The sequence below is a fragment of the Paenibacillus sp. GCM10023252 genome (assembly GCF_042653305.1).
Lineage (GTDB): Bacteria > Bacillota > Bacilli > Paenibacillales > Paenibacillaceae > Pristimantibacillus.
Window position 1 is genome coordinate 68,239 of sequence record NZ_JBHSHW010000037.1, and the last position, 21,418, is coordinate 89,656.

The 21,418-nt window shown below is 52.2% G+C and carries 15 protein-coding genes; 9 read left to right on the plus strand and 6 right to left on the minus strand.

The features are described from left to right. Positions 1 to 25: 25 nt before the first annotated feature. Positions 26 to 1,384, plus strand: coding sequence for an ABC transporter substrate-binding protein (locus ACFO9Q_RS20955; RefSeq protein ID WP_379185525.1), 1,359 nt, complete (start codon positions 26 to 28; stop codon positions 1,382 to 1,384). A 21-nt stretch (positions 1,385 to 1,405) separates the two neighbouring features. Here the strand turns inward: ACFO9Q_RS20955 and ACFO9Q_RS20960 are convergent, their stop codons facing one another. Further along, positions 1,406 to 2,347 carry a helix-turn-helix transcriptional regulator gene (locus ACFO9Q_RS20960; protein WP_379185526.1) on the minus strand — a complete coding sequence of 314 codons (942 nt, stop codon included), beginning with the start codon at positions 2,345 to 2,347 and terminating at the stop codon, positions 1,406 to 1,408. Between the two features lie 76 nt (positions 2,348 to 2,423). Then, positions 2,424 to 3,287 carry a helix-turn-helix domain-containing protein gene (locus ACFO9Q_RS20965; RefSeq protein ID WP_379185579.1) on the minus strand — a complete coding sequence of 288 codons (864 nt, stop codon included), beginning with the start codon at positions 3,285 to 3,287 and terminating at the stop codon, positions 2,424 to 2,426. Between the two features lie 114 nt (positions 3,288 to 3,401). Here ACFO9Q_RS20965 and ACFO9Q_RS20970 point away from each other — a divergent pair, with 114 nt between their 5' ends. Then, positions 3,402 to 5,531, plus strand: a complete 2,130-nt coding sequence (locus ACFO9Q_RS20970) for an alpha-galactosidase (RefSeq protein ID WP_379185527.1) — start codon at positions 3,402 to 3,404, stop codon at positions 5,529 to 5,531. On the opposite strand, the gene ACFO9Q_RS20975 is transcribed toward ACFO9Q_RS20970, so the two are convergent. Beyond that, positions 5,520 to 6,671, minus strand: coding sequence for a substrate-binding domain-containing protein (locus ACFO9Q_RS20975; protein WP_379185528.1), 1,152 nt, complete (start codon positions 6,669 to 6,671; stop codon positions 5,520 to 5,522). The genes ACFO9Q_RS20970 and ACFO9Q_RS20975 overlap by 12 nt on opposite strands. Before the next feature lie 193 nt (positions 6,672 to 6,864). Between ACFO9Q_RS20975 and ACFO9Q_RS20980 the strand changes: the two genes are divergently transcribed. From ACFO9Q_RS20980 to ACFO9Q_RS20995, 4 genes are all read left to right on the plus strand, one after another. Further along, the gene (locus ACFO9Q_RS20980) at positions 6,865 to 8,664 is read left to right on the plus strand and encodes a glycoside hydrolase family 97 protein (RefSeq protein WP_379185529.1); all 1,800 of its coding nucleotides are present in this window, start codon (positions 6,865 to 6,867) and stop codon (positions 8,662 to 8,664) included. A 134-nt stretch (positions 8,665 to 8,798) separates the two neighbouring features. Next, the gene (locus ACFO9Q_RS20985; RefSeq protein ID WP_379185530.1) at positions 8,799 to 9,899 is read left to right on the plus strand and encodes an amidohydrolase family protein; all 1,101 of its coding nucleotides are present in this window, start codon (positions 8,799 to 8,801) and stop codon (positions 9,897 to 9,899) included. Next, a complete protein-coding gene (locus ACFO9Q_RS20990) occupies positions 9,900 to 10,277 on the plus strand; it encodes a Rieske (2Fe-2S) protein (protein ID WP_379185531.1) in 378 nt (125 codons plus the stop codon). Between the two features lie 50 nt (positions 10,278 to 10,327). Further along, positions 10,328 to 12,484 carry a DUF6259 domain-containing protein gene (locus ACFO9Q_RS20995; RefSeq protein WP_379185532.1) on the plus strand — a complete coding sequence of 719 codons (2,157 nt, stop codon included), beginning with the start codon at positions 10,328 to 10,330 and terminating at the stop codon, positions 12,482 to 12,484. 284 nt (positions 12,485 to 12,768) lie between these two features. Here the strand turns inward: ACFO9Q_RS20995 and ACFO9Q_RS21000 are convergent, their stop codons facing one another. Beyond that, the gene (locus tag ACFO9Q_RS21000) at positions 12,769 to 13,698 is read right to left on the minus strand and encodes a transposase (protein ID WP_379185533.1); all 930 of its coding nucleotides are present in this window, start codon (positions 13,696 to 13,698) and stop codon (positions 12,769 to 12,771) included. Positions 13,699 to 14,192: 494 nt separating this feature from the next. On the opposite strand from ACFO9Q_RS21000, the gene ACFO9Q_RS21005 reads away from it, so the two are divergent. The 3 genes from ACFO9Q_RS21005 to ACFO9Q_RS21015 all read left to right on the plus strand — a co-directional run bounded on the left by ACFO9Q_RS21005 (position 14,193) and on the right by ACFO9Q_RS21015 (position 17,792). After that, entirely contained in the window at positions 14,193 to 15,149 is a 957-nt protein-coding gene (locus ACFO9Q_RS21005; RefSeq protein ID WP_379185534.1) for an ABC transporter permease, read from the plus strand. Between the two features lie 22 nt (positions 15,150 to 15,171). After that, positions 15,172 to 16,044: a carbohydrate ABC transporter permease gene (locus ACFO9Q_RS21010; RefSeq protein WP_379185535.1), complete on the plus strand. Its 873-nt coding sequence runs from the start codon at positions 15,172 to 15,174 to the stop codon at positions 16,042 to 16,044. Positions 16,045 to 16,169: 125 nt separating this feature from the next. Next, positions 16,170 to 17,792: a hypothetical protein gene (locus ACFO9Q_RS21015; RefSeq protein ID WP_379185536.1), complete on the plus strand. Its 1,623-nt coding sequence runs from the start codon at positions 16,170 to 16,172 to the stop codon at positions 17,790 to 17,792. Between the two features lie 93 nt (positions 17,793 to 17,885). On the opposite strand, the gene ACFO9Q_RS21020 is transcribed toward ACFO9Q_RS21015, so the two are convergent. Together ACFO9Q_RS21020 and ACFO9Q_RS21025 are read right to left on the minus strand one after the other, a co-directional pair. Next, positions 17,886 to 19,475, minus strand: a complete 1,590-nt coding sequence (locus tag ACFO9Q_RS21020; protein ID WP_379185537.1) for a response regulator — start codon at positions 19,473 to 19,475, stop codon at positions 17,886 to 17,888. Then, on the minus strand, positions 19,468 to 21,186 hold the full coding sequence (locus ACFO9Q_RS21025; protein ID WP_379185538.1) for a sensor histidine kinase: 1,719 nt from the start codon (positions 21,184 to 21,186) through the stop codon (positions 19,468 to 19,470). The genes ACFO9Q_RS21020 and ACFO9Q_RS21025 overlap by 8 nt, the downstream gene beginning before the upstream one ends. Between the last annotated feature and the right edge of the window lie 232 nt (positions 21,187 to 21,418).

Here is a 21,418-nt window from a genome sequence, read left to right on the forward strand (position 1 = left end):
AACGAATGATAGGGAGGCGTATGCCATGTACAAGAAGGGAATCGTCACGGTCTTACTGCTATTGTGTGTCAGCTTGACCTTACTAGCGGGCTGTTCTGGAGGGGGGAATGACGGGAACCAGGCTTCCCAAGCCGGATCTGAGGGAGGCACAGCCTCATCGGACGGGCCCGTCGAGCTCCGTTACATGATCTGGGACCAGAATCAGGAACCCGCTTACAGGAAGGCGCTGGATGAGTTCACTAAGGCCAATCCTTCTATTAAAGTGAAGATCGAAGTGGTTCCTTGGTCCGATTACTGGAAGAAGCTCAAGACGCAAGCGGCAGGCGAGGTTATGCCGGATCTATTCTGGACCTATGTTGGCCCAATTCCCGACCTAGTGGAGAAGAACCTGCTAATGGATCTGACACCCCTGACTGAGTCTGTGGATATGAGCAAGTATAATGAGACGCTGATTCGCAATCTGCAATACAAGGGCAAGACCTATGGGCTGCCTAAGGATTGGGATGCGCTCGCCATCTATTACAACAAGGATCTTCTGCGTAAGGCTGGCTATGAGGAGGTTCCGGGGGACTTGGCCTGGAATCCTCAGGACGGAGGAACCTTCGTTCAGTTCCTGCAGAAGCTGACCCTTGATAAGAATGGCAAGCATCCGAACGAAGACGGGTTCGATCCGAAGAACATCGTACAGTATGGCTTCACTCCAACTACTATCGAGCCACAAGGCATCTCCATGTTCGTAGTTGGCAACGGAGGCAAGATTCAGGGAGAGAACGGTGATCTAGAGATCGACAGTCCGGAAGCGATTGAAGCGCTTACCTTCGTTCACGATCTGGTGTTCAAGTATCATGTGGCTCCGAAGCAATCCGAACTGACAGCCATGAAGGAGGAAGCGATGTTCAGCGGGCAGCGTCTTGCTACCTGGATGACGGGTCCCTGGATGATGAAGCCGCTGCAGGAGAGTACATCATTCGAGTGGGGGATTGCTCGTAATCCAGAGGGTCCTAAGGGGAACGTTACTCGAATTAATGGGCTCACGGACAGTATCTACAGTAAGACCAAGTATCCTGAGCAAGCGAAGGAAGCAGCTAAGTTCCTCGCTTCCCAGACGACCCAGGACATTCTTGGGGATACCGGCACTGTTTTTCCAGCACACAAGGATTCGATTCATAAGTTCGTCACCTTCTACAAGGATCAAGGACTTGATCCCAGCGTATTCGTTGAAGCGTTGAATGGAATGACGGTCGGTGATCCGGCATCGCCGAAGTGGGATCAGGTCATAGACATCTGGAAGAAGAACCTTACGTTAGCCTTCAACGGAGAGATGGACATACAGGAGGCCATTAAGACAATCGCTAAGGAAGGCAATGCTATACAGAGTAAGTAGCTTGACTGCTAGCATTGAAGCTCATGGCGCTCCGTGATCGAGAACGGTGGCACTGAGGGCGCCGAGCCCTTCTCGTCCAATTGTAGACGTCTGTACATGACTGGCATAGATTAAGCCGGAACAGAACTGGGAGATACTCTGCCCAGTTTTTTTCTTGTACATACGGCAGAAGGAATGGACATCTGAATATCCTACTCGCTCGGCAATCTGACTAATCGAGAGATTACTCTGAATCGCCATCTCTCTCGCCTTATTAATGCGAATCCAAGTCAGGTATTGCATAGGTGACATCCCAACATGCTTCCTGAATAGAGACAGGATGTAGTTCTTGCTTAGACCGGACACCTGTTCGAGGTCTCGAATCTGAACGGTCTGTTCATAATGCTCGTGAAGGTAGTTCTTAATTACAACTAACTTAGGCATCGCATGGTCGTCAGCTGCATGGACCGCCATATGTGATTCTCCCCATTGGGCCGCCTCTCTGAGAATCTGAAGGAGCAGAATCTGACATTGCATCTGATGCAGCAGACCGGGCTGCCGGTAATGCTGAACCAGCTGGGAGAGCATAGAGTCAACCGGATGATCGATGAAGTTGCCCAGCAGATGCTTATTCAGGAGCAAGTCATCGTAAGGGAACATGGAATCTCCGAAGTGGAATACGATAGAGATGCATACGTATGGCTCGCCGGGAACGGTCATGATAGAGTGGCGCTCGTGAGGCCGGTGGAACAGCAGGTCCCCGCGCCTGGTCTCGTAATGTCGGTCACCAACCGGATAGTGGGCTACCCCGTCAACCACATATTGCAGGCAGAATTGCGTCATCTCCCGATTCAGAATGGCCCAGTCCTTAGGCGCATTGAACATATGGGCTAATGTGATATAGGGTGGAAAATGATAATCGGGATGCTTGTCGATCGAATCAGCGAGCCGCATGGATGTCAGCTCATGGGATGGTTCCATCATGTCAATCGCTCCCTTGATAAGGAATGGCTTATCTCAGTATATCAGCTAACCTATGAGCGGGACAGTTCATGCGGTGTTAGGGCAAGACCCGCAGCCGCCCGGACAGAGCTTGCATTCGGTCCTCGCGATATTCGGTCGGCGTGCGTCCGACAACGCTGCGGAATACCTTGCCGAAGTAGCTGGTAGTATCGAAGCCCGTCTGAACAGCAATGTCAGCGATTGACTTGTCTGTGCTGCTGAGCAGGTATGCTGCTTGCTCTATACGCTTATTCCGCAGGTATTGCATAGGAGTCAGCCCAGTCAGCTTGCGAAAAGCCTTGCAGAAGTGATGCCTGGACAACCCAGCCTCAGCAGCTAGGTCATCCAGGCTAAGAGGCTGATAGTAGTGCAGCTCAATTCGCGCAGCGACCCGTTCATAAGGCTCTGGCCACTGGGGTGACGGACGCTCGTCCCCTGAAGCCCAGCGCGTGAAGCTTAGCATCCATTCATAGGCTTGCAGAGCGAGCTCGTACTTGTCCTTCTTCCTGTTCATCTCCTGACATAGCTGCTTCAGCTTGCGAATCGGCTCAGCCTCGGCATGAATCGGGAACACATGCCCAGTCAACCCAAGCAGATGCTCATAATAGGGCTGAGATTGCTCATAGTCGATTCGAATCCACAGGAACGACCAGGGCTCTCCCGTTCGCTTATCGTAGCTGTAGGAATGATTGCCAGGCACATGAACGAGGAAGGCCTGGTTCTGACGAACAGGGAGCGTCTGATTGTCCAGCGTCAGCATCCCTTCCCCCGCTAGTGTGTATTGGAAGATGAACCCGCCCCCTTCACGGGACAGGCCATCCCAGTGATAGCCTTCCTCTTCAACGGTCTGGCTGCCTAGACTGCGAATCTGGCATAGATAAGCGGGAGTAGGCTTAGGGTAGAGCAGCTCATGGGCATTCATTTGCAGCACAATATTTTACCTCCTCATCGCGATATTATCAGATTGTATATGGGTTCACGAGCCATTATCGTTAGATCTAGAGCAACAATATTATAGCATGGGAGAGGATGTCCGATGAAGAGACTGGAAGACTGCTACTGGGAATGGGAAGGCGGCTTGCTTACCGTAGGCAATTCACTTGTGGAACGCATATGGCGGCTGGAGGGCGGGCAATGGTATACCGAGTCCATCGTCAATAAGAAGGACGGGACGGAATGGGTGGATGAATCGTTGCTGGCCGCAAGCTTCTCGGATGCCTATGCTATGGAAGGATCTGTCCAAGTGCAGGCCGAGGCTTGGGATGACTTCGGCATAGGAGAACGCCAGCTTAAGGTTACGGTGTCCTTCTCAACCAGGGAGAAGCATTGGCAGCTGCTCGTGCGTATTGCGCCTTCCACTCCGATTATTCGCCAAGAGCTGCGCGTGCGCAGGCAGCAGGGCGGTAGTCGGACGGAGTCTGAGAAGGTAGGCGTTGATATGAATGCTTCCGAGTCCCGCGCTCTGCTAGATGCGAACAATACGGACAGCCATGCCATGCCTGCGCATTATGTGGACTATATTCCGGTAAGGGAGCTTCATACAGCTTGGCATTGTATAGCGATGACCGACCGGACAGACACCAATAATAATCTGGTTAGTGAGGAACGAGGCCTTCTGTATCCGAACGATAGGCGCAAGCTGCGAGGCAATCTGTTGTATCTCCGGAGCAGCTTGAGGAGCTCTGGCCTGCTCGTCGTGAAGGAGAGTCCACCGGTAGAAGCTCAGCTGGGCAGGCAGGAAGCGGACTTCGAATGGCGAGGAAGAGGGCTGTTCGTGGCCGGATCAGGGCTTAGTGAAGAGGAGTATGCGATGCTGCGGATGGAGGGATCATCTGTAGATGAGGAGTATATCTCCTATTATTCAACAGCCGTAGCTGTCTATGACGGCTCCGAACGCGGAGGGCTGCAGGTGATTGGTGACTATCACCTGCTCCGACGACGGTTCCTTCCGGGCCGAGACTGCTTCATTATGAGCAATACCTGGGGAGACCGAAGCAGAGACAGCGCGGTGAACGAGCGGTTCATCCTGCAGGAGCTGGACATTGCAGCTAAGCTCGGTATCACGCATGTGCAGATTGATGATGGCTGGCAGCAAGGAACTACGATGAATTCCGTGAATCCAGGGGGACGGTGGGGAAGCTATTACGATTCAGAGGAGGGGGAGGGCTTCTGGTCGGTGCACAAGGAGCGGTTTCCGCGCGGCCTTGATCCTGTCGTTGACAGGGCTCGCGAGCTTGGAATAGAGCTGGGCCTATGGTTCTCACCGGATGCGGGGGATGACTATCGCCTGTGGCACAAGGATGCCGAGACCTTGATCACACTCTACCGGAATTACGGTATTCGTTACTTCAAGCTGGATGGCATTCATCTGAGATCGAAGACGGGCGAGAGGAATCTGCTGAGCATGATGCAGACGGTGCTGGCTGCTTCGAGCGGGGAGGTATACTTCAACCAGGATACGACGGCCGAAGTGAGACTTGGCTACTTCGGTCAGACGCAGTACGGAGGACTATTCCTGGAGAATCGTTACACGGACTGGGGAGTGTATTATCCTCACTTCACCCTCCGCAACTTGTGGGTAATGGCTAAGTATGTGCCCGCACAGCTGCTGCAGATGGAGTTCCTCAATGTAGACCGTAATAAGGAAGTGTACAGGGATGATCCGCTAGCCCCGGCAAGCTGCGGCATTCTCTACTCCTTCGCGGTGACGATGTTCGCGAATCCTCTGGCATGGATGGAGCTGAGAGGACTCAGCAGCGAGAGTCAAGAGCGGCTTGCTCTAGCGATACGGGCTTATCGGCCGCATCAAGAGGCGATCCACTCTGGAGCCATTCTACCCATCGGTGAAGAGCCAAGCGGAACGGGCTGGACAGGATTCCAGTCTGTGCGGAATGACCAGGAGGGATATCTGCTCCTCTTCCGGGAGCGCACGGATAAGGCTGCTGCACAGCTGGAGCTGTGGGACATGCCGGAAGGCATCTCGCATCTCCAGCTCCAATGCTTGCTGAAGCAGGAGGGGCCGTCAGGACAGCTGCTGGCGGATGGCGATGCTGCTCCTAAGGAGTCAGTTGCTGTGAATGGAGGAAGGGCAGCCTTCCAGTTGAACGAGCCGATCTCCTTCGCTCTCTATCATTATTCAGTTCAACCCGGTGGCTTAACGGGTTAAGTCTAACAGCTTATCGGCTGCTCGCGGACCTAAGTATTGGGTTATGAGAGCAAGCATCTGAGTCTTATCCTGTACGCCCAGCTCTGCAACAAGCTTCTTAATTCGGTACTTGATTGCTGTGACAGACAGATTCAGAGACTCTTCCATGGCCTCATAGGTAATTCCGTGGAAGAGCTCTCTAATAATGGCTGCATCGAGTTCGTCGCATTGCTGAAGCACATGCTCCAGACGGAACAGCTGTTGAATACGGCTATCCGAATGAAGGCTGGGTGCTTGCGGCCTAGGAAGTGAACGGTGGCTGGTCGATCGCTCACGTTCCTCGAAGCTTCGCAGGAAGGTGGATTCTCGTATTTGTATTCGGCTACCTACTGTAATGGATGAGGAGGTAACCTCCTCGTGCTTCGTTAAGTAGAGGTAGAGGTCAACAGCCTTCCTGCCGGCGCCTTCATAATCCAGGGTGACGGTCGTGAGGGAAGGGGAGTGCAGACGGCTAACCAGATGATCTCCGAACCCGACAATATAACAGCGGGCCAGATCTGATGCGCTCAGCTTCTGCATGAGCAGAATAGCCGCAATATCGTTCGAACAGATAATGGCATCATAGTTATCTATTCGCTCGACCAGCTGATCGATATAGCTGGTTGTCCCTTGATTCCAATAGATATCCTCCATTTGAAGGGCATCACCTACGGCGAGCAGCGCGCGGGTGATGCCCTTGTGCTTGAGCACGTCCGTGACTGAGTCTGTGTGACCAGCATAGGCAATTCGTGTGCATCCGGCCTTGCGCAGATAGACAGTCACCTCAGCCGCAGCCTGCGTATGGTTAAGACCAACATAGCTGAAGGGGAAGGGGGTATTCGTCAGTTCAGCAGCGACTAGAATCGGATGGATGGCCGCTTCATGGAGTTCCTCTACCATGGACTCTTCCCACATCTCTGATGAGCCAAGGATGAGCACAGCTCTTCCTGAATGGTGAACAGACTCCATAATCGACCTGTGCTCTTCCTTCTCATATAGATAGATATGCGGCTTCAGCCCCTTGCGCCCAGCTTCGTGAACAATGCCCTGAAGCAAGCTTCTATACCAATGCGTCTGGCTGAATGCAGGCTCTGCGAGAATGGGTAGGGTTGGCTTCACCATGTAACAATAGTCCTCTCTGCGCTGAGATTAGTTGCTTACATTATACCTCATAGCTTAACGGGAAGGAGCCTTATGCTGAATGAGGTATCAATAATGTTAGTTAAGTATCTGTACTGTGAGAATAGGAGCAGGTTGCTCCTTCATAATGTGAGGGTGAATGTGAACCTAAGCATACTGGAGATGAATGAAGCCTATGAATAGCCATACAGCAGCCTCGCCGAACGGATTATGTCAGGCAGCTTGCTACACGAAGGATGGGACGTTGTACTACACGATACAGTTCGGGTCTCAGATGGTCATTCAGGAATCAAGACTCAGTCTGGAGCTGGCAGGACACGGAGAGATGCTGTCTAACCTTCAGCTCACCCATGTAGACAGAAGCGCTCAGGAACGGGCATGGGAGCCGCTGTACGGCGAACGAAGTGTCGTTAGAGACCACTACCAAGCTATGATCTTGGAGTATGTTGGATCAGGCAGGAAGCGTGTCAAGCTGGAATTCCGTGCTTATAACGAGGGGGTTGCCTTCCGTTATATCATCCCCGAGCAGCCTGAGCTCGAGCAAGTGACCGTAGTGTCGGAGGGGACGGAATTCAATTGTCCCATTCACACCATTGCTTATCACCATGGATGGCCGGAGGATGACTACCATCCGATGCGAATCAGCCAGATGACAGAGCCTAGCGAGCGTCCGCTTGCTCTGCAGATGAGCGGTCCCATCTATGCATCTCTCCTAGAGGCAGGAATGAATCATTATGCCAAGATGAAGCTTGTTCGTGCAGCCGAAGGCTCAAGCATTCTACGAAGCCTGCTCAGTTCTCCCGTTCAAGGCAAGACGCCATTCTATTCCCCTTGGCGAGTCATCATCCTTGGTGAGCGGCCTGGAGACTTGCTTGAGAATAACGATATCATGCTTAATCTGAACGAGGAATGCGCGCTGTCCGACACCTCATGGATTAAGCCGGGCAAGGCCATACGCGAGATTACGCTCTCTACCGCGGGCGGCAAGAGGTGTATCGACTTCGCTGCGAAGCACAATCTTCAGTACATTCTCTACGATGCGGGCTGGTACGGGCATGAATACGACGAGGAAGCGGATGCTTCCTTCGTCTCGCCTGATTGGGATCGAATCAAGGACTTGCTGGACTATGACGGGTTAGACCTCCATGAGGTCATCGCGTATGGCAAGGAGAGGGGAATCGGCGTGTTCCTCTATGTGAACCGGAGAGCGCTGGAGCGGCAGCTGGATGAGATTCTTCCACTCTACGAAGCGTGGGGGGTTAGCGGGATCAAGTTCGGCTTCGTCAACGAGGGTCCTCAGGAATGGACAGTCTGGCTGCTGGAGGCGGTGCGCAAGTGTGCGAAGCATAAGCTGATGGTCGATATTCATGACTATTACCGGCCAACCGGTTATAGCCGAACGTATCCGAACCTGCTCACGCAGGAGGGAATTAGGGGGAATGAGTATTTTCCAACGGCAAGACATAATACGATGCTTCCCTTCACTAGATACCCGGCTGGAGCGGGCGACTATACCATCTGCTGCTATGATTCGAGAGTACATACATCGCGTGCGCATCAGATGGCTATGTCAATTATTGCTTACAGCCCGCTGCAGCTGCTGTTCTGGTACGACCGCCCAGAGCTCGTTCAGGACGGGCCAGATATGGAGCTATTCGAGAGACTGTCAACCGTATGGGATGATACGAAGGTGATTGACGGTCTGATCGGCGAGTTCGCCGTACTGGCTAGACGCAAGGGGGACGAGTGGTTCGTCGGTGCAATTACGAATGAGAATGCTAGATTGACCGTCATTCCTACGTACTTCCTGGATCCAGACAAGCGTTACGAGCTGATTATGTTCTCCGACGATGGGAAGGAATCCTTACATACGATTGAGGTGTCCCGTACGGTCATTGAGCAAGGCAAGGGCATTCAAGCGTGTATGGCTCCTTCGGGGGGATTCGCTGCCATGCTGAGGCCAATTCGAGACTGACTCCTAGTTCCAGAGATTTGTCAAGGTTATATTCATCGTTCAAAAACGAATCGTATATTCCCTGTTAGTGACATGGCAATCGAGCTACATTGAAGCTAGAGCATCATTAGTAATGACCTTGAGGAGGCCGCGCCATGGACAGCAAGTCTAACAAATCGAGACGTATCATTGATTGTGATATTCATCACCAGATTCGGAGCACGGATGATCTGCTGCCTTACTTAAGCAGCCATTACCGATCTCAGGTAGAGACTTGGGGTCTGCAGCTGCCCGCGCTGCCAACTCTTAACGGCGGAGTCGGGGGTCGCCGAGTCGATTCCTTCCCGCCAAGCGGCAATCCGCCGGCATCCGAGGTGCCCTTCACGGTAGAGCAGCTGTTCGAGCCGTTCAACGTGGAGTACGGCATCCTGACCGGAGAGTTCCAGCCCGTGACGACAACTCCAGATGCGAACTATGCAGCCGCGTTATGCGCAGCGTATAACGATTATACGATTGAGCATTGGCTGGAGAAGGACAGCCGGATGAAGGGCTCCATTATGCTGCCCATTCAGAATCCGCTGCTCGCAGCCAAGGAGATTGAACGGGTAGGCAGCCATAAGGATATGGTTCAAGCCATTGCGCCTAGCGGAGCTAGGGCGCTGTACGGCCAGCGGGTGTATGATCCGATTTATGAGGCGTGCGAGCGGTATGGGCTGCCTTTTACCATACACATTGGCATGGAAGGCTTCGGCATTAATCCTTCGCCGACGGGAGCGGGACATCCCTCCTACTATATTGAGTACCGATCAGTCCGGCCGCAGCTGCTCATGGCTCATCTGGCGAGCTTCATCTTCGAAGGGGTGTTCGAACGATTCCCGAGCCTGAAGGTCGTCATGCTGGAAGCCGGCGTATTCTGGGTCGTCCCTTATCTATGGAGACTGGATCAAGACTGGAAGGCGCTGAGATATCAGACACCTTGGGTGACCAAGAAGCCAAGCGAATACTTCATGGAGCATGTGTTCATCGGCTCGCAGCCGATTGAGACGGGCCCAAGTCCGGCAGCGTTCAAGTCGATGCTGGAGTGGATGAACGGCAAGGACAAGATCTTGTTCTGCAGCGACTATCCGCACTGGGACTTCGATTCCCCTGCGATGGCGTTCCCGAAGCTGGATGAGGAGACGATGAACAATATTCACTATAATAATGCAGCTAAGCTGTACGGTCTGAAGCCTGCTGCACGGGAGGCTGCGATCTAGATGAAGGAATATGTGATTGGCACGACGGAACAGTTCCCGCCGGGCTCCCATCAAGTCGTGGAGGTAGATGGACGGAGTATTGGCGTCTATAACCTGGGTGGAGAGCTGTATGCGCTTCGCAACTTCTGCCCTCATCAGGGTGCGCCCCTCTGCCGAGGCTTGGTCACACCGCTAGTAACTTCACCTGCACCAGGGCAGTTCGAGCTGGAGAGGCATGGAGAGATCGTCCGCTGTCCGTGGCATCAGTGGGAGTTCGATATTAAGACCGGCTGCGTCGTGGTGGACCCGCGAATGAAGACCCGTACGTATGACGTGAAGGTTGATCGCTACGACATATCGGAAGGCGAAGGCGGCCAGGTCTTCCTATGCCTTCCCTAGAGGCAGTTAGAGAATATGAACCCATAGAGCAGTAGAGAGGAGCATGTAATATGCTGCAGACAACGGAACAGCCCGTGACATTAAGCGGATCAACCATTACATTGGATACTATTCTTAGCGCACATCAAGAGGGGCGTCTGTCTTGGCAGCTGACCGCGCAGCTGCCTTCACAGCCTTGGATGCCCGGAGCAAGCAAGACGATATCGAGTCTCGACTGCTCGGGAGAGGCAGAAGCCGTTACGGATGGCTATCACATCAGGTACAGCCAGCTTAGCGAGTCGGAGCCCTTCTCTCAAGTCGAGGTGGAATTAAGAATTGTGGAGATAGATCGCCAGAGCTGGAGCCTCTCTCTTGCTATTCGCAATGAGAATAAGGAGCCTTGGTCTATACGGGTAGTCGAAGGGGTCAGGCTATCAGGCATTGAGGCTGTGGCAGATGCTTCCGTCTATTGGCCGAATGGACTGGGTCAGAGGATTCAAGGTGTTAAGGGCCTTGGACTGAGAAAATTATCCTATCCGAGCGGAACTGGGACGATGCCTTGGTTCGCAATCGCTAGGGACAGCGGAGCTGCCAGTCGCAAGGACGACGGAAGCTCGGATGTCCGCGGAGGGCTCTATATGGGCACGCATGATGCAGACATGGGCAAGCTCGATCTGGAGGCTCAATATGTGGAATCGGACGAGTCCATACAGGTGAGCGTGAAGCATCATCCTTATCTTGGGCCAGGACAGAGCTGGAACTCCCCTCCGTTCGTGCTGTATACCTTCAGCGGCCATTGGCATGAAGCGGCTGACAAGTACCGCAGCTGGTATGACAGTAGCGCCTCTATCATTGAGCCTCCAGCTTGGGTCCGTCAGACATCCGGTTGGCTGCTCAGCGTGCTGAAGCAGCAGAATGGGGATGTCATGTGGGATTATCGCAGCGGCATTGATCAGCTCTGCACGGTGGCAGAGGAGCGCGGACTGGACACCCTTGGATTGTTCGGCTGGGCGCATGGCGGGCATGACCGCTGCTTCCCTGACTTCGTCCCGGACCAGCTCATGGGGGGCCGGCCAGAGCTTCGTGAAGCGCTGAAGCGTGCCAGAGAGCGAGGCATTCGAACAATTCTGTATGCCAACGGGGTAATCATGGACTTAATGACGGAGTTCTATCGTTATCATGGCAATGATGCAGCGCTGCTATTGGAGAACCGTGAGCTGCAGGTATCAACGGTTCGCAAGTTCCACAGCGCGACTCCTGTGCCGTTCGCCATGGGCTGCACAGGCTCTGAAGTATGGCAGAACCGCATGCTGGAGCTGGCGATTCAGGCGAATGAGCTGGGCGCTGACGGTATTCTTTTCGACCAGATTGGGGTGTACGGTCCTGACGAATGTCATAACCCGAATCATAAGCATAAGAACCCTGCTACGGCTTACACGACCGAGCGGCGTGCAGTCATTGAGTCGATTGCTAAGCATATGAGGGGGTTGAACCCAGACTTCGCAATTATGACGGAAGGCATTCATGATTCTGTGCTCTCGGGCATCTCCTACGTTCATGGCTGGGGCTGCGGCTTCAGGCCGGACTCGGCTGCCAAATGGTCCGGAGGAGAAGAGGGCTTCCCAGAGCTGTTCCGTTATACATTCCCCGAGCTGCCGATGACACAGCGTCATCCCACGGCGATGATGGATAGGTATCATGCCAACTATGCCTGTCTGTATGGACTGCGGTTCGAACTGGAGACACGTTACCGGGCAGATGTCCGGTATTTGCTGGAGGAACGTGTGCCGGTGCCGGATGATTATGCGGATGTGGCGTACTACCCGCCTGACCATAAGCTCATGCGGAGTATGTCACCTGAGGCTGCGAAGCAATATTTAAGAGAGGTAATAACCTTCTGTCGGCAGCACTCGGAATTCTTCTGGGAAGGGACGTTTGTAGACACGAGAGGGTTTGAGCTGATTTATAACGAGGCAGACAAGGGCGGTGCAGGCGGCGAACGCAGCGATGGTCGCTATAGCAGCGAAGGGATCGTTGCAAAGGCATATGCTTCTGCTGATGGAGAGAGGCTTGCTGTATGCGTGTGGAACAGGAGCGCTGTCTCGCAGCAGTGCAGCCTTCTCGCTGGAGAGCGCAGGCTGGTGTCCTGTACGGAACCAGAGCTGGGTCGAGTAGACGGCTCGAGTCCGATACCAGCACAGAGTGTTCGTCTTTACGTATTTGAATAACTTAATTTTGGGCAGTGTGACAAGGTTTGTGGAACTCGTTGCACTGCGCTTTTTGTTGTTTGGGGAATCCTGGAGTTTTCTGCTGTTAATGGATATACATCATTCTTGTATTGACTCTTGGTGCGGTTGACCTCTCTTTTTTTTTCCTTTTGCTCACTATCCCCTTCGCTCAGGAACAAAATCTCCAGAACACCCTAGCTCCTCTAGTTTTTTCGCCGCGTAAGCAATCAGTAATGTAGTCTTAAGTAAAATCTTTCACAATAAAAAGCCAGGCACATATAGAATCAGGCTGCCGTAAGCCCTGTAACATTGGAATACCGTCTCCTATAATCTCTAGCAACAAAATCCTTGTAAGTAGGGCATCTATGGATTATACAAGCCTGAACCAAGGCATTGAATGAGGATGCATGGTGAGCGAATGTGTTGAATCGGAAACAATATTCATGGAGATAGGCTTGAAGATGCTTGCCGCCGATTCCATGGAATCTCCTGTTCATCCATCGGAAGGAGTCCTCTGCATAGTGACGTAGAATAGGTACTCTTCTAAGCCTGCCGTACCTCGGTACAATAGTAACCATTGTTGCAGAATGCTCTACGTATCGTTCTTGATAATCAGCTATGCCGAATCTCGTCGGGCGATTTCCAACTACATCGGGGGCAGTCAACTGAAGAAGCTTAAGTTGCGTGATACGGTCCTCGTCCTCCTCAATATGGCTGGAACCAATCAGTATAGGATGCTCATGAGGGACGCGGTCAAGGGTGGGCTTGAACATCTGATAGCCATACACGTCAGAGTCGATTCTCACCTGATCGGTGAGAGGCTGCGCCTCCTCCACCTGAGACATAGCATCCCGAAGCTTGTGCATTATGAGCCATGCGGTCTTGTAGGTAACTCCAATAACCTCTGCGAGGCGTTCTGCATTAATGCTCTCCTGCTGGGAGACCAGATACATCGTGTGAATCCACTGAAACAGTGAGGTGCGTGTATTGTGCATGACGGTCCCAGCGGTCAGTGAATTCTGATAGCCGCAGGAGGCGCATTCGTATAAGGGAAGTCGGCGAGTTGAGATCGTGTAGGCATGGGAGTGGCCGCACTTCGTGCAACTGAAGCCATTTGGCCACTTCTGCCCGAATAACCAATTGCAGCACACCTCTTCATTATGAAAAAACTGCCGGAATGCCTCCAAGCTCATCTGTTCAAAATGGATGTCCAAAGCCGGTCATCTCCTTCGCCTAAGAACATTTGTTCTTATATTAATCTTAGCAAACATGTGTTCTTATTTCAAGAGGGGATTATAAATAAATTTAAAATCTTGAGCACGAAGGGGATAGTAGCGCATGAGGTGGGAGTATGGTCGGAAGAGTGGCTGATCGAAGGGGATAGTGGAGCAAGGAGGCGAGAGGCAACACCGTCTGAGCGAAGGGGATAGTGGAGCAAAGGAGGCGAGAGGCGCCACCGTCTGAGCGAAGGGGATAGTGGAGCAAAGGAGGCGAGAGGCGCCACCGTCTGAGCGAAGGGGATAGTGGAGCAAAGGAGCAGAAACCCACACACCTCGTGGAAAGTAACCGGAAAAGGAAGGGGCTCTAGAAAACAGACTGGTAGACATGGTCACTATTCTGCTATTCTAGTACGCTCTGTGGTTAGAAGCATAAGCAAGCTGAGCGATATAATGTAAGTACAATCAAGGAGTAAGAGGGAGACACGCATATGATCAAGTCCAATACAGAGGCGCTGCCTGCGTCTCCATTACTAGCCCGTAAGCAGGACAGTCTGCTGCGAGCAATCTTTCAACACCGCTATTTATATCTAATGGGCCTGCCGGGCATGCTGTTTTTTCTCGTTTTCAAGTATTTGCCGATGCCGGGCATTGTGATTGCATTTCAAGACTATTCGGTCTACAGGGGCATTACGGGAAGTGAGTGGGTCGGCTTCGACCACTTCATACAGCTGTTCAAGGATCCGGACTTCGTGAGACTGTTCCGCAACAGCATAACGCTATCCCTGCTGAGCCTCTGTATGTTCCCGCTGCCGATTGTGCTTGCTCTGCTGCTCAATGAGCTAAGGAATGAGATCGTGAAGCGCTGGATTCAGACGTTCGTCTATCTGCCGCACTTCATCTCCTGGGTTATCGTCATCTCGCTTACGTACATTTTCTTCTCCAAGGAGGTCGGGCTGCTTAACAATCTAATCGCCTCTTGGGGCTGGGATCGCAAGGAGCTGCTTTTCAACAATGATGCCTTCTACCCGCTGCTCATCGGACAAGAGCAATGGAAGAATGTCGGGTGGGGCTCGATTATATTCCTGGCTGCCATCTCTGGCGTCGATCCTTCACTCTATGAATCGGCAAGAATGGACGGCGCAGGCAAGCTTCGGCAGATGTGGTCCGTCACGCTTCCATCCATCATGCCTACGGTCATCATCATGTTCATTCTGGCACTGGGCAACACGCTGGACAACAACTTCGAGCAGGTCTATCTCATGCAGAATCCCATCAACACGGAATTCTCCGAAGTGTTCGAGACCTATGTCTATAAGCAAGGGATTAAGGAAGGTCAGTTCAGCTATACGGCTGCGGTTGGGATATTCAAGTCTGTTATCGGTCTAATCCTTGTTCTAGGAAGCAATTATCTCGTCCGCAAGCGCGGCTATGAAGGACTCTATTAAGAGAGGAGGGCATCATTACCCTATGCAACGCAAAGAAACCATCTATCAAGCCGTCTTAACCCTAGTCCTCCTAGCTATATCATTGTCTATGATTCTGCCGTTCGTCTATATTCTCGCTATCTCCTTCAGTGACTCCAGCAATTATATAAGCGGTGAATTCATCCTCTTCCCGCGAAGCATCTCGTGGGATGCCTATGACTTCGTGCTCTCTGGTCAAGGCTTCAGCAATGCCTTCACCGCTTCCATGTTCATTACAGGAATTGGGGTTCCGCTATCGATTGCAATCAGCTCCATGCTGGCCTACATGCTAGCCAGGAAGACCCTTCCCGGAAGAGGCTGGATACTCAACTTAATTATCTTCACGATGCTGTTCTCACCGGGCATCATTCCGAACTATCTGCTCATGGATAAGCTGCATCTGATTAATTCATGGTGGTCACTGATCCTTCCAGGTATCGCAGGGGCATGGACACTGCTTGTGATGAAGAGCTTCTTCCAAGGCATTCCGCCCGAGATTGAAGAGTCTGCGAAGATGGATGGCTGCAATGATATCACAACATTCTTCCGAATTATTCTGCCGTTATCGATGGCGATGCTGGCGGCCTTCACCTTATTCGCAGCTGTCGCTTATTGGAACACATTCTTCTACGCTATCCTGTACATTACTTCTCCGGACAAGTGGCCGCTGCAGGTGCTGCTTCAGCAGATTGTCATGCAGGCCAATATGACGGAGTTCACAGAATCCGGCTCGGATATGATTCGTAATCAGCAGATTAATCCGGAGATTGTGAAGATGGCGACAGTCATGGTGGTAACGGGTCCTATTCTGCTCGTGTACCCGTTTCTTCAGAAGTATTTTGCCAAGGGTGTCATGGTTGGGTCCGTGAAGGGCTAGCGCCAATTCATTCATGCAAGCAAGTGACGATAGGGTACGCGGGATGCAGCCTTCCGGCCGGAGGCGGCTCTCTTACCACATAGATGAGTAAGGTATATAATGATATTCAGGGAGGGCACTCAATCATGATGACCGTTAGAAAATGGGGCAGCATCACAGCAGCAACAGTTGTCTTCGCATCACTCTTGGCGGGCTGCAGCGGCAATACGGGTACAAACAATGAAGAAAAAGGAAACAACGCGTCTGCTACGCCAGAGCCGACAGCGACAGCTACAGCAACGGCAACGGCAGAAGCTTATAAACCATTCGCCAAACCGGTAAAAGCGACGATCCAGATGCGCACATGGGGCACCGTAGCACCAGAGAACAACGAGCTGGAAGTTGAGCTGGAGAAGAAGATTAACACGGATCTGACCATGCAGTTCGTTCCGTTCGATCAGTATGTGGACCGAGTGAACGTGCAGCTCGCTTCCAAAAATCTCCCGGATGCCATGGAAGTTATTCTAGGCGACAACGTCAACTTCCCGATCCAGACCTACAACGCCATCAAGGGCGGGGCGTTCTATGACCTCACTCCGATTATCGAGAGCGCTGACTTCGCTACGAAGTATCCAGAGCTGGCTAAGATTCCGAAGGAATATTGGAATTATATGAAGGTGAACGGTAAGATCTATGGCGTTCCTAAGGGCCTGGTCTATAACCCTTACTTCAGAGGCTCTATGCGTATTCGTGAGGACTTGCTTAAGAGCCTGAACTTGCAAGCGCCTACAACAGCTGAGGAGCTGTCGAGCCTGCTGGTCAAGATGACGAATCCGCCAGAGCGCTACGGCCTCAACTTCGATCAGAACAACTTCAACACGACGAACACCGCACCGATGATTGCAGCGTTCACTGGCGCTTATTCCCCCTGGAAGATTGATGATAAGGGCGACTTCATCTACCGTGACTTCATGCCAGAGTACAAGGACTTCCTGGGCTGGATTCAGAATCTGGTGAAGCAGAAGGCGATTAACCCTGAATTCGCACTGGCGCAGCCTACTTCGTTCATTAAGAAGGGCAAGTCAGGTGTTATTCTAGGCGATATGTATGATTGGATTCATCTGCCGGATGTGGGCATCAAGTTCTTCGAGGATGGCGTGAAGGATGCGAAGCTGAATGTATATGAACCGGTCAAGGGACCGAAGGGCTACGCGATCATGGCTTCCAAGCCATTCGATGCAGCTTGGATTATTAATGCTAAGGCTGGTCAAGAAGGCGCGGAGCGTATACTCGAGATTGCTAACTACACGGCTACCGCGGAGTATGCTGCTTTTGCCAAGAACCCGATTGAAGGTGTCTACTACACGGTTGTTGACGGCAAGAAGGTAGAGACTCAGAAGTATAAGGATGAAGGAGTATGGATCTATCAGAACTTGATGGGGGCGTATGCGGCTACACCTTGGCAGTTCGATGCCGATAAGAACTTCGGAGATGCAAGCTACACCGCTCGTGTACAAGAGATTGAAGCAGCGGTGAAGAAGATTGCCGAGGCTGAGAAGGTAGAGTACACCACAGTGGGGCTGTCTGCACCAACCTATGACGAGAAGTGGAAGGCGTTAACGAAGGATCTTGATGCGAACGCGATCAAGGTGGCTATGAGCGCTATGAGCTTCGAGGATTGGGATAAGTATGTGAGCACGCTCGTGAATGATCCGATCTACAAGCAGATTCAGAAGGAATTCAAGGAAGCGAAGGCTGCACAGAAATAAAGGCTGCACAGCAATTAACGAAAAGTGCAAAGTAAAGCAGGAAAAGGGCTGAACCTGAAGTCATCCAACGATGACAAGGGTTCAGCCTTCTTGTTATTCCTGGTATCGCTTGCGGTAATCCTTCGGCGTGACGCCGTACATCTTCTTAAACATGCCGGCGAAGTGAGAGAAGTGGGAGTAGCCGACCGATTCAGCAATGGAGCTGACACTCATCGGAGAGCTTCGAAGCAGCTCCTGTGCTCGTTCCATGCGTGTCTGTGTAATGTAGTCGAAGAGGACGCCGCCGGTCTCCAGCTTGAATAGACGGGAGAGGTAAGCGGTATTCAGATAGACGTGAGAAGCAATCGCCTCCCGCGTAAGCTCTTCATGCAGATGATCGGCGATGTACTGCTTAATCTTCTTAATCATCGCAGAGGAGTCATTCTCCTGATCGCCCATCATCGTGAAGTAAGCTTCGAAGACGCGCTTCGTCCATTCCTTAAGCTCTGCGAAGCTGCGAGGGATGCTCTGCTGCAGCTCTGCCGAGCTGCTGAGCCTCTCGAACATAAGGCCCTGCTTATGGGCGCCGTAATAGAGCAAGTAGGAGATGCCATGATAGAGGGCATACACGGTCTCATAGCTTGTGCGGTTGGTGGATTGCAGCTCCCTGATGGTCTCGTCTACCTTCTGCAGCAGCTCCTCCTTCTTCGCCATCTCCAGCAGAGTGAGCCAATTGGGTATCCAAGGCAGCGCCGTCACACTTAGATCCGAGCGCGGCTCACCCAGCAGCTGAACGGATTCGGGCGAATGAATATTGCTGCGCTCAAGCTGCAGCAGCTGATCATACGCGTCGGAGAGCTGTGACGCAGGCTTGGAGTGCCCAATATAGCAGGAGGCTGAGCAGTAGAAGTATTGCCGACAGGCAGCTATAAGCTGCTCCGCCCGTGACTGAATAGCCGCTGCACGGCCTTCCTCATGAACGAGCAGCACCCATATGCTGTCATTGGAATCTTGCCAGATTAATCCCTGCGCCTGCTCCAGGAACAAGTCCTGGGCCGCACAGCGCACCGCATACATCATAATCTCCTCATCACGGCCGGAGAACTCCCGCGTCCATTCTTCGACACTTACCAGGACAGCGACAATACGATCGCTGGGGAGGAAGGGAATGCGCAGCTCCTGGAAAGCCTGCTCCCACTGCTCCTGCTTGAACTGCTTCTTCCGCTCGAGCACATCCTGCCAGAAGTGGTCGTTCAGGCTGGGGAGGCGCTTCTCCCACATACCCAGATACTGGTGATACAGGTCCCGAATCTCCCCATTCTTCCGCGTCTCCACAATCTCGCTCAATGCACGGGATACAATCTCCTTCAGCTTGTCGTGATCGATCGGCTTCAGCAGGTAATCGAAGCCGCCGAGCCGTATAGCTTCCTTCGCATAGCTGAAGGAAGCATGGCCGGTCAAGAACAAGGTGACAGTGGATGGAGAATGCTCATTGATCCATTCCAGGAGCTGCAGGCCGTTCATACGAGGCATCTCAATATCCGCTATGACAATATCAATCGGCTGGGCCAGCAGCAGCTGCTTCGCCTGTTCGGCACCATAGGCTTCGTGGATATCCGTAATGGACAGCTCTTGCCAATCAATACTCTGGGTAACTCCTCGCACGGCGTAGACCTCGTCGTCGACTACGAGCATTCTATACATGGGATGTCCTCCTCTTGTCGTTATCCTGCTGTATGGGAACCACCATTTGAACGACAGCGCCTCCGTCGTTGCTTAGCTTAATCTCGGATGGCTGATCCCCAGCCATCATCTTAAGCCTTGTGGCCACATTATAGATGCCGATTCCATTGCCCTTAACGGAGCTGCCACCTTCCCTCTGTTCCAGCATGTCCTGCGGGAAGCCGCAGCCGTTATCCCGAATCATAATATTCATCTGACCGTGTTCACCTTCCTCAATGCTTACTTGTACGAACAGATCGTTACTCTTGTCCTGGAAGCCATGAATCATCGTATTCTCTACGAAGGTAAGGATGGAGAGCGGGGGGAGGCTGGCTCCCTTGCACCCATCCGGCAGCTGCAGCTCATAGCGGAATCGGTCAGGGAACCGCATGCTCTGGATCTCCAGATAATTGTGAACCTGCTCCATCTCCTCGGCCACCGTAATGAGCTCTTGATTCGTCTTCGTAATGAACCGGAAGTACTGCGCGAGGTGAAGCGTCAGCTTCTGCACCGCCTTCGTCTCCCCGAGGGCTGCCATATTATAGATGATGTTGAGCGTGTTCATATAGAAGTGCGGATGAATCTGAAGCTGGAGATGCTTATACTCCGCCTGCTGGGAGCGAAGCTGCTCTTCATACACATCAATCTTCAGCTCATTAATCTGCCCTACCATCGAATGGAACGATTGGAACAGGAGGGCGAACTCCTCATACTGCTTGTTCCCATTGGGCCGAGAGCCGTTCGCGCTGGCGCTTAGGTCCCAGCTGCCCGTGGAGACATTCTTGAAGGAGCGATGCAGCGTAAGCACCGGCTTCAGCAGACTATTCTGCAGGAAATAGTAGAAGGTGAGTATGATGCCAGCCACCAGCAGCGGAAGCAGCCATACCCATTGCCGATATACCTTAAGGGATTGCAGCAGCTCGGACTCTGGAATAAGGATAGCCAGCTGCAGCTTGGAGAGCTTGGACACAGACTTGACCATCAGATAAGCGGTGCCCGACTGATGCAGCTCTGCAGCGCCGCCATCCTTGTAGGGAGCTCTCATCTGCGCAGACAGGCTGTGATAATCGCTGTTATAATCCTTGTGAAGCAGACTATGGCCCGAGGATCCGTATAGGAAGATCAACCCGTCATATGTCATATTCCAATCATCCGAATCGATATAGGCACCAAGGTACACTCCATTAGACAAGGAGGTTACTTGAATGATGGACTGGGACTGGTCATCAATGTGAATCGTCCATTCCGTCGGAGAGGTTGCTTGAATCGCTTCCTGCAGAGGAGCCTGATGAATAAGAGCTTGACCTCCGCTGCTCGTCAGCAGATCCTTGTTGCTCGCGATATAGACGAAGAAGGCTGCCACCCCGTCATACAGGCCGGTATTCGCGGTCAATTCCTTCTGTATATTAATCTTGCTAATAATATAGGAGGAGGAGCCGTAGGAATAGGCCGTCAAGGTGGAGAGGTCATCGTTGTATGCAGCTAGATGGGACAGATAAGCATTTGTCTTCGAGAGGGCGTTGTCGATTCTCTCCATATAAGTAGCCGTGAGCTGCCGATGGGAATCGATGGCCTGCGATCGAATAATTCCAATTCCGTCATACAAGATATAGATAAGTAGTAATGTAAGCGCTATTATTAAAATAGCCACCCGACTGATCAAGCTGCGGCGCAGCGATCCTTTTGTCTGCATCTTGGTATTCTCCTTATTTTTGCTAACATGGGCTGGCTTCGTGCTGTCATCGCTGTTATCTCTTAATTATATAGGCTGCCAGGCAGTATCGTCATGCCCGAATATCGGGATGGTCATCATTCTGTTAGATAGGTGCCTTAAGGGATAGCCCGAGAGGGGACAAGAGTCACAATAATGATAGAGCAGTGATTATACAGGTAGATTCCAGCACGATCATTCTATGAGAATAGAG

Coding starts and splice junctions, on each gene's coding strand:
- ACFO9Q_RS20955 (WP_379185525.1), top strand. CDS start 26: ATGTACAAGAAGGGAATCGTCACGGTCTTACTGCTATTGTGTGTCAGC.
- ACFO9Q_RS20960 (WP_379185526.1), bottom strand. CDS start 2,347: ATGATGGAACCATCCCATGAGCTGACATCCATGCGGCTCGCTGATTCG.
- ACFO9Q_RS20965 (WP_379185579.1), bottom strand. CDS start 3,287: ATGAATGCCCATGAGCTGCTCTACCCTAAGCCTACTCCCGCTTATCTA.
- ACFO9Q_RS20970 (WP_379185527.1), top strand. CDS start 3,402: ATGAAGAGACTGGAAGACTGCTACTGGGAATGGGAAGGCGGCTTGCTT.
- ACFO9Q_RS20975 (WP_379185528.1), bottom strand. CDS start 6,671: ATGGTGAAGCCAACCCTACCCATTCTCGCAGAGCCTGCATTCAGCCAG.
- ACFO9Q_RS20980 (WP_379185529.1), top strand. CDS start 6,865: ATGAATAGCCATACAGCAGCCTCGCCGAACGGATTATGTCAGGCAGCT.
- ACFO9Q_RS20985 (WP_379185530.1), top strand. CDS start 8,799: ATGGACAGCAAGTCTAACAAATCGAGACGTATCATTGATTGTGATATT.
- ACFO9Q_RS20990 (WP_379185531.1), top strand. CDS start 9,900: ATGAAGGAATATGTGATTGGCACGACGGAACAGTTCCCGCCGGGCTCC.
- ACFO9Q_RS20995 (WP_379185532.1), top strand. CDS start 10,328: ATGCTGCAGACAACGGAACAGCCCGTGACATTAAGCGGATCAACCATT.
- ACFO9Q_RS21005 (WP_379185534.1), top strand. CDS start 14,193: ATGATCAAGTCCAATACAGAGGCGCTGCCTGCGTCTCCATTACTAGCC.
- ACFO9Q_RS21010 (WP_379185535.1), top strand. CDS start 15,172: ATGCAACGCAAAGAAACCATCTATCAAGCCGTCTTAACCCTAGTCCTC.
- ACFO9Q_RS21015 (WP_379185536.1), top strand. CDS start 16,170: ATGATGACCGTTAGAAAATGGGGCAGCATCACAGCAGCAACAGTTGTC.
- ACFO9Q_RS21020 (WP_379185537.1), bottom strand. CDS start 19,475: ATGTATAGAATGCTCGTAGTCGACGACGAGGTCTACGCCGTGCGAGGA.
- ACFO9Q_RS21025 (WP_379185538.1), bottom strand. CDS start 21,186: ATGCAGACAAAAGGATCGCTGCGCCGCAGCTTGATCAGTCGGGTGGCT.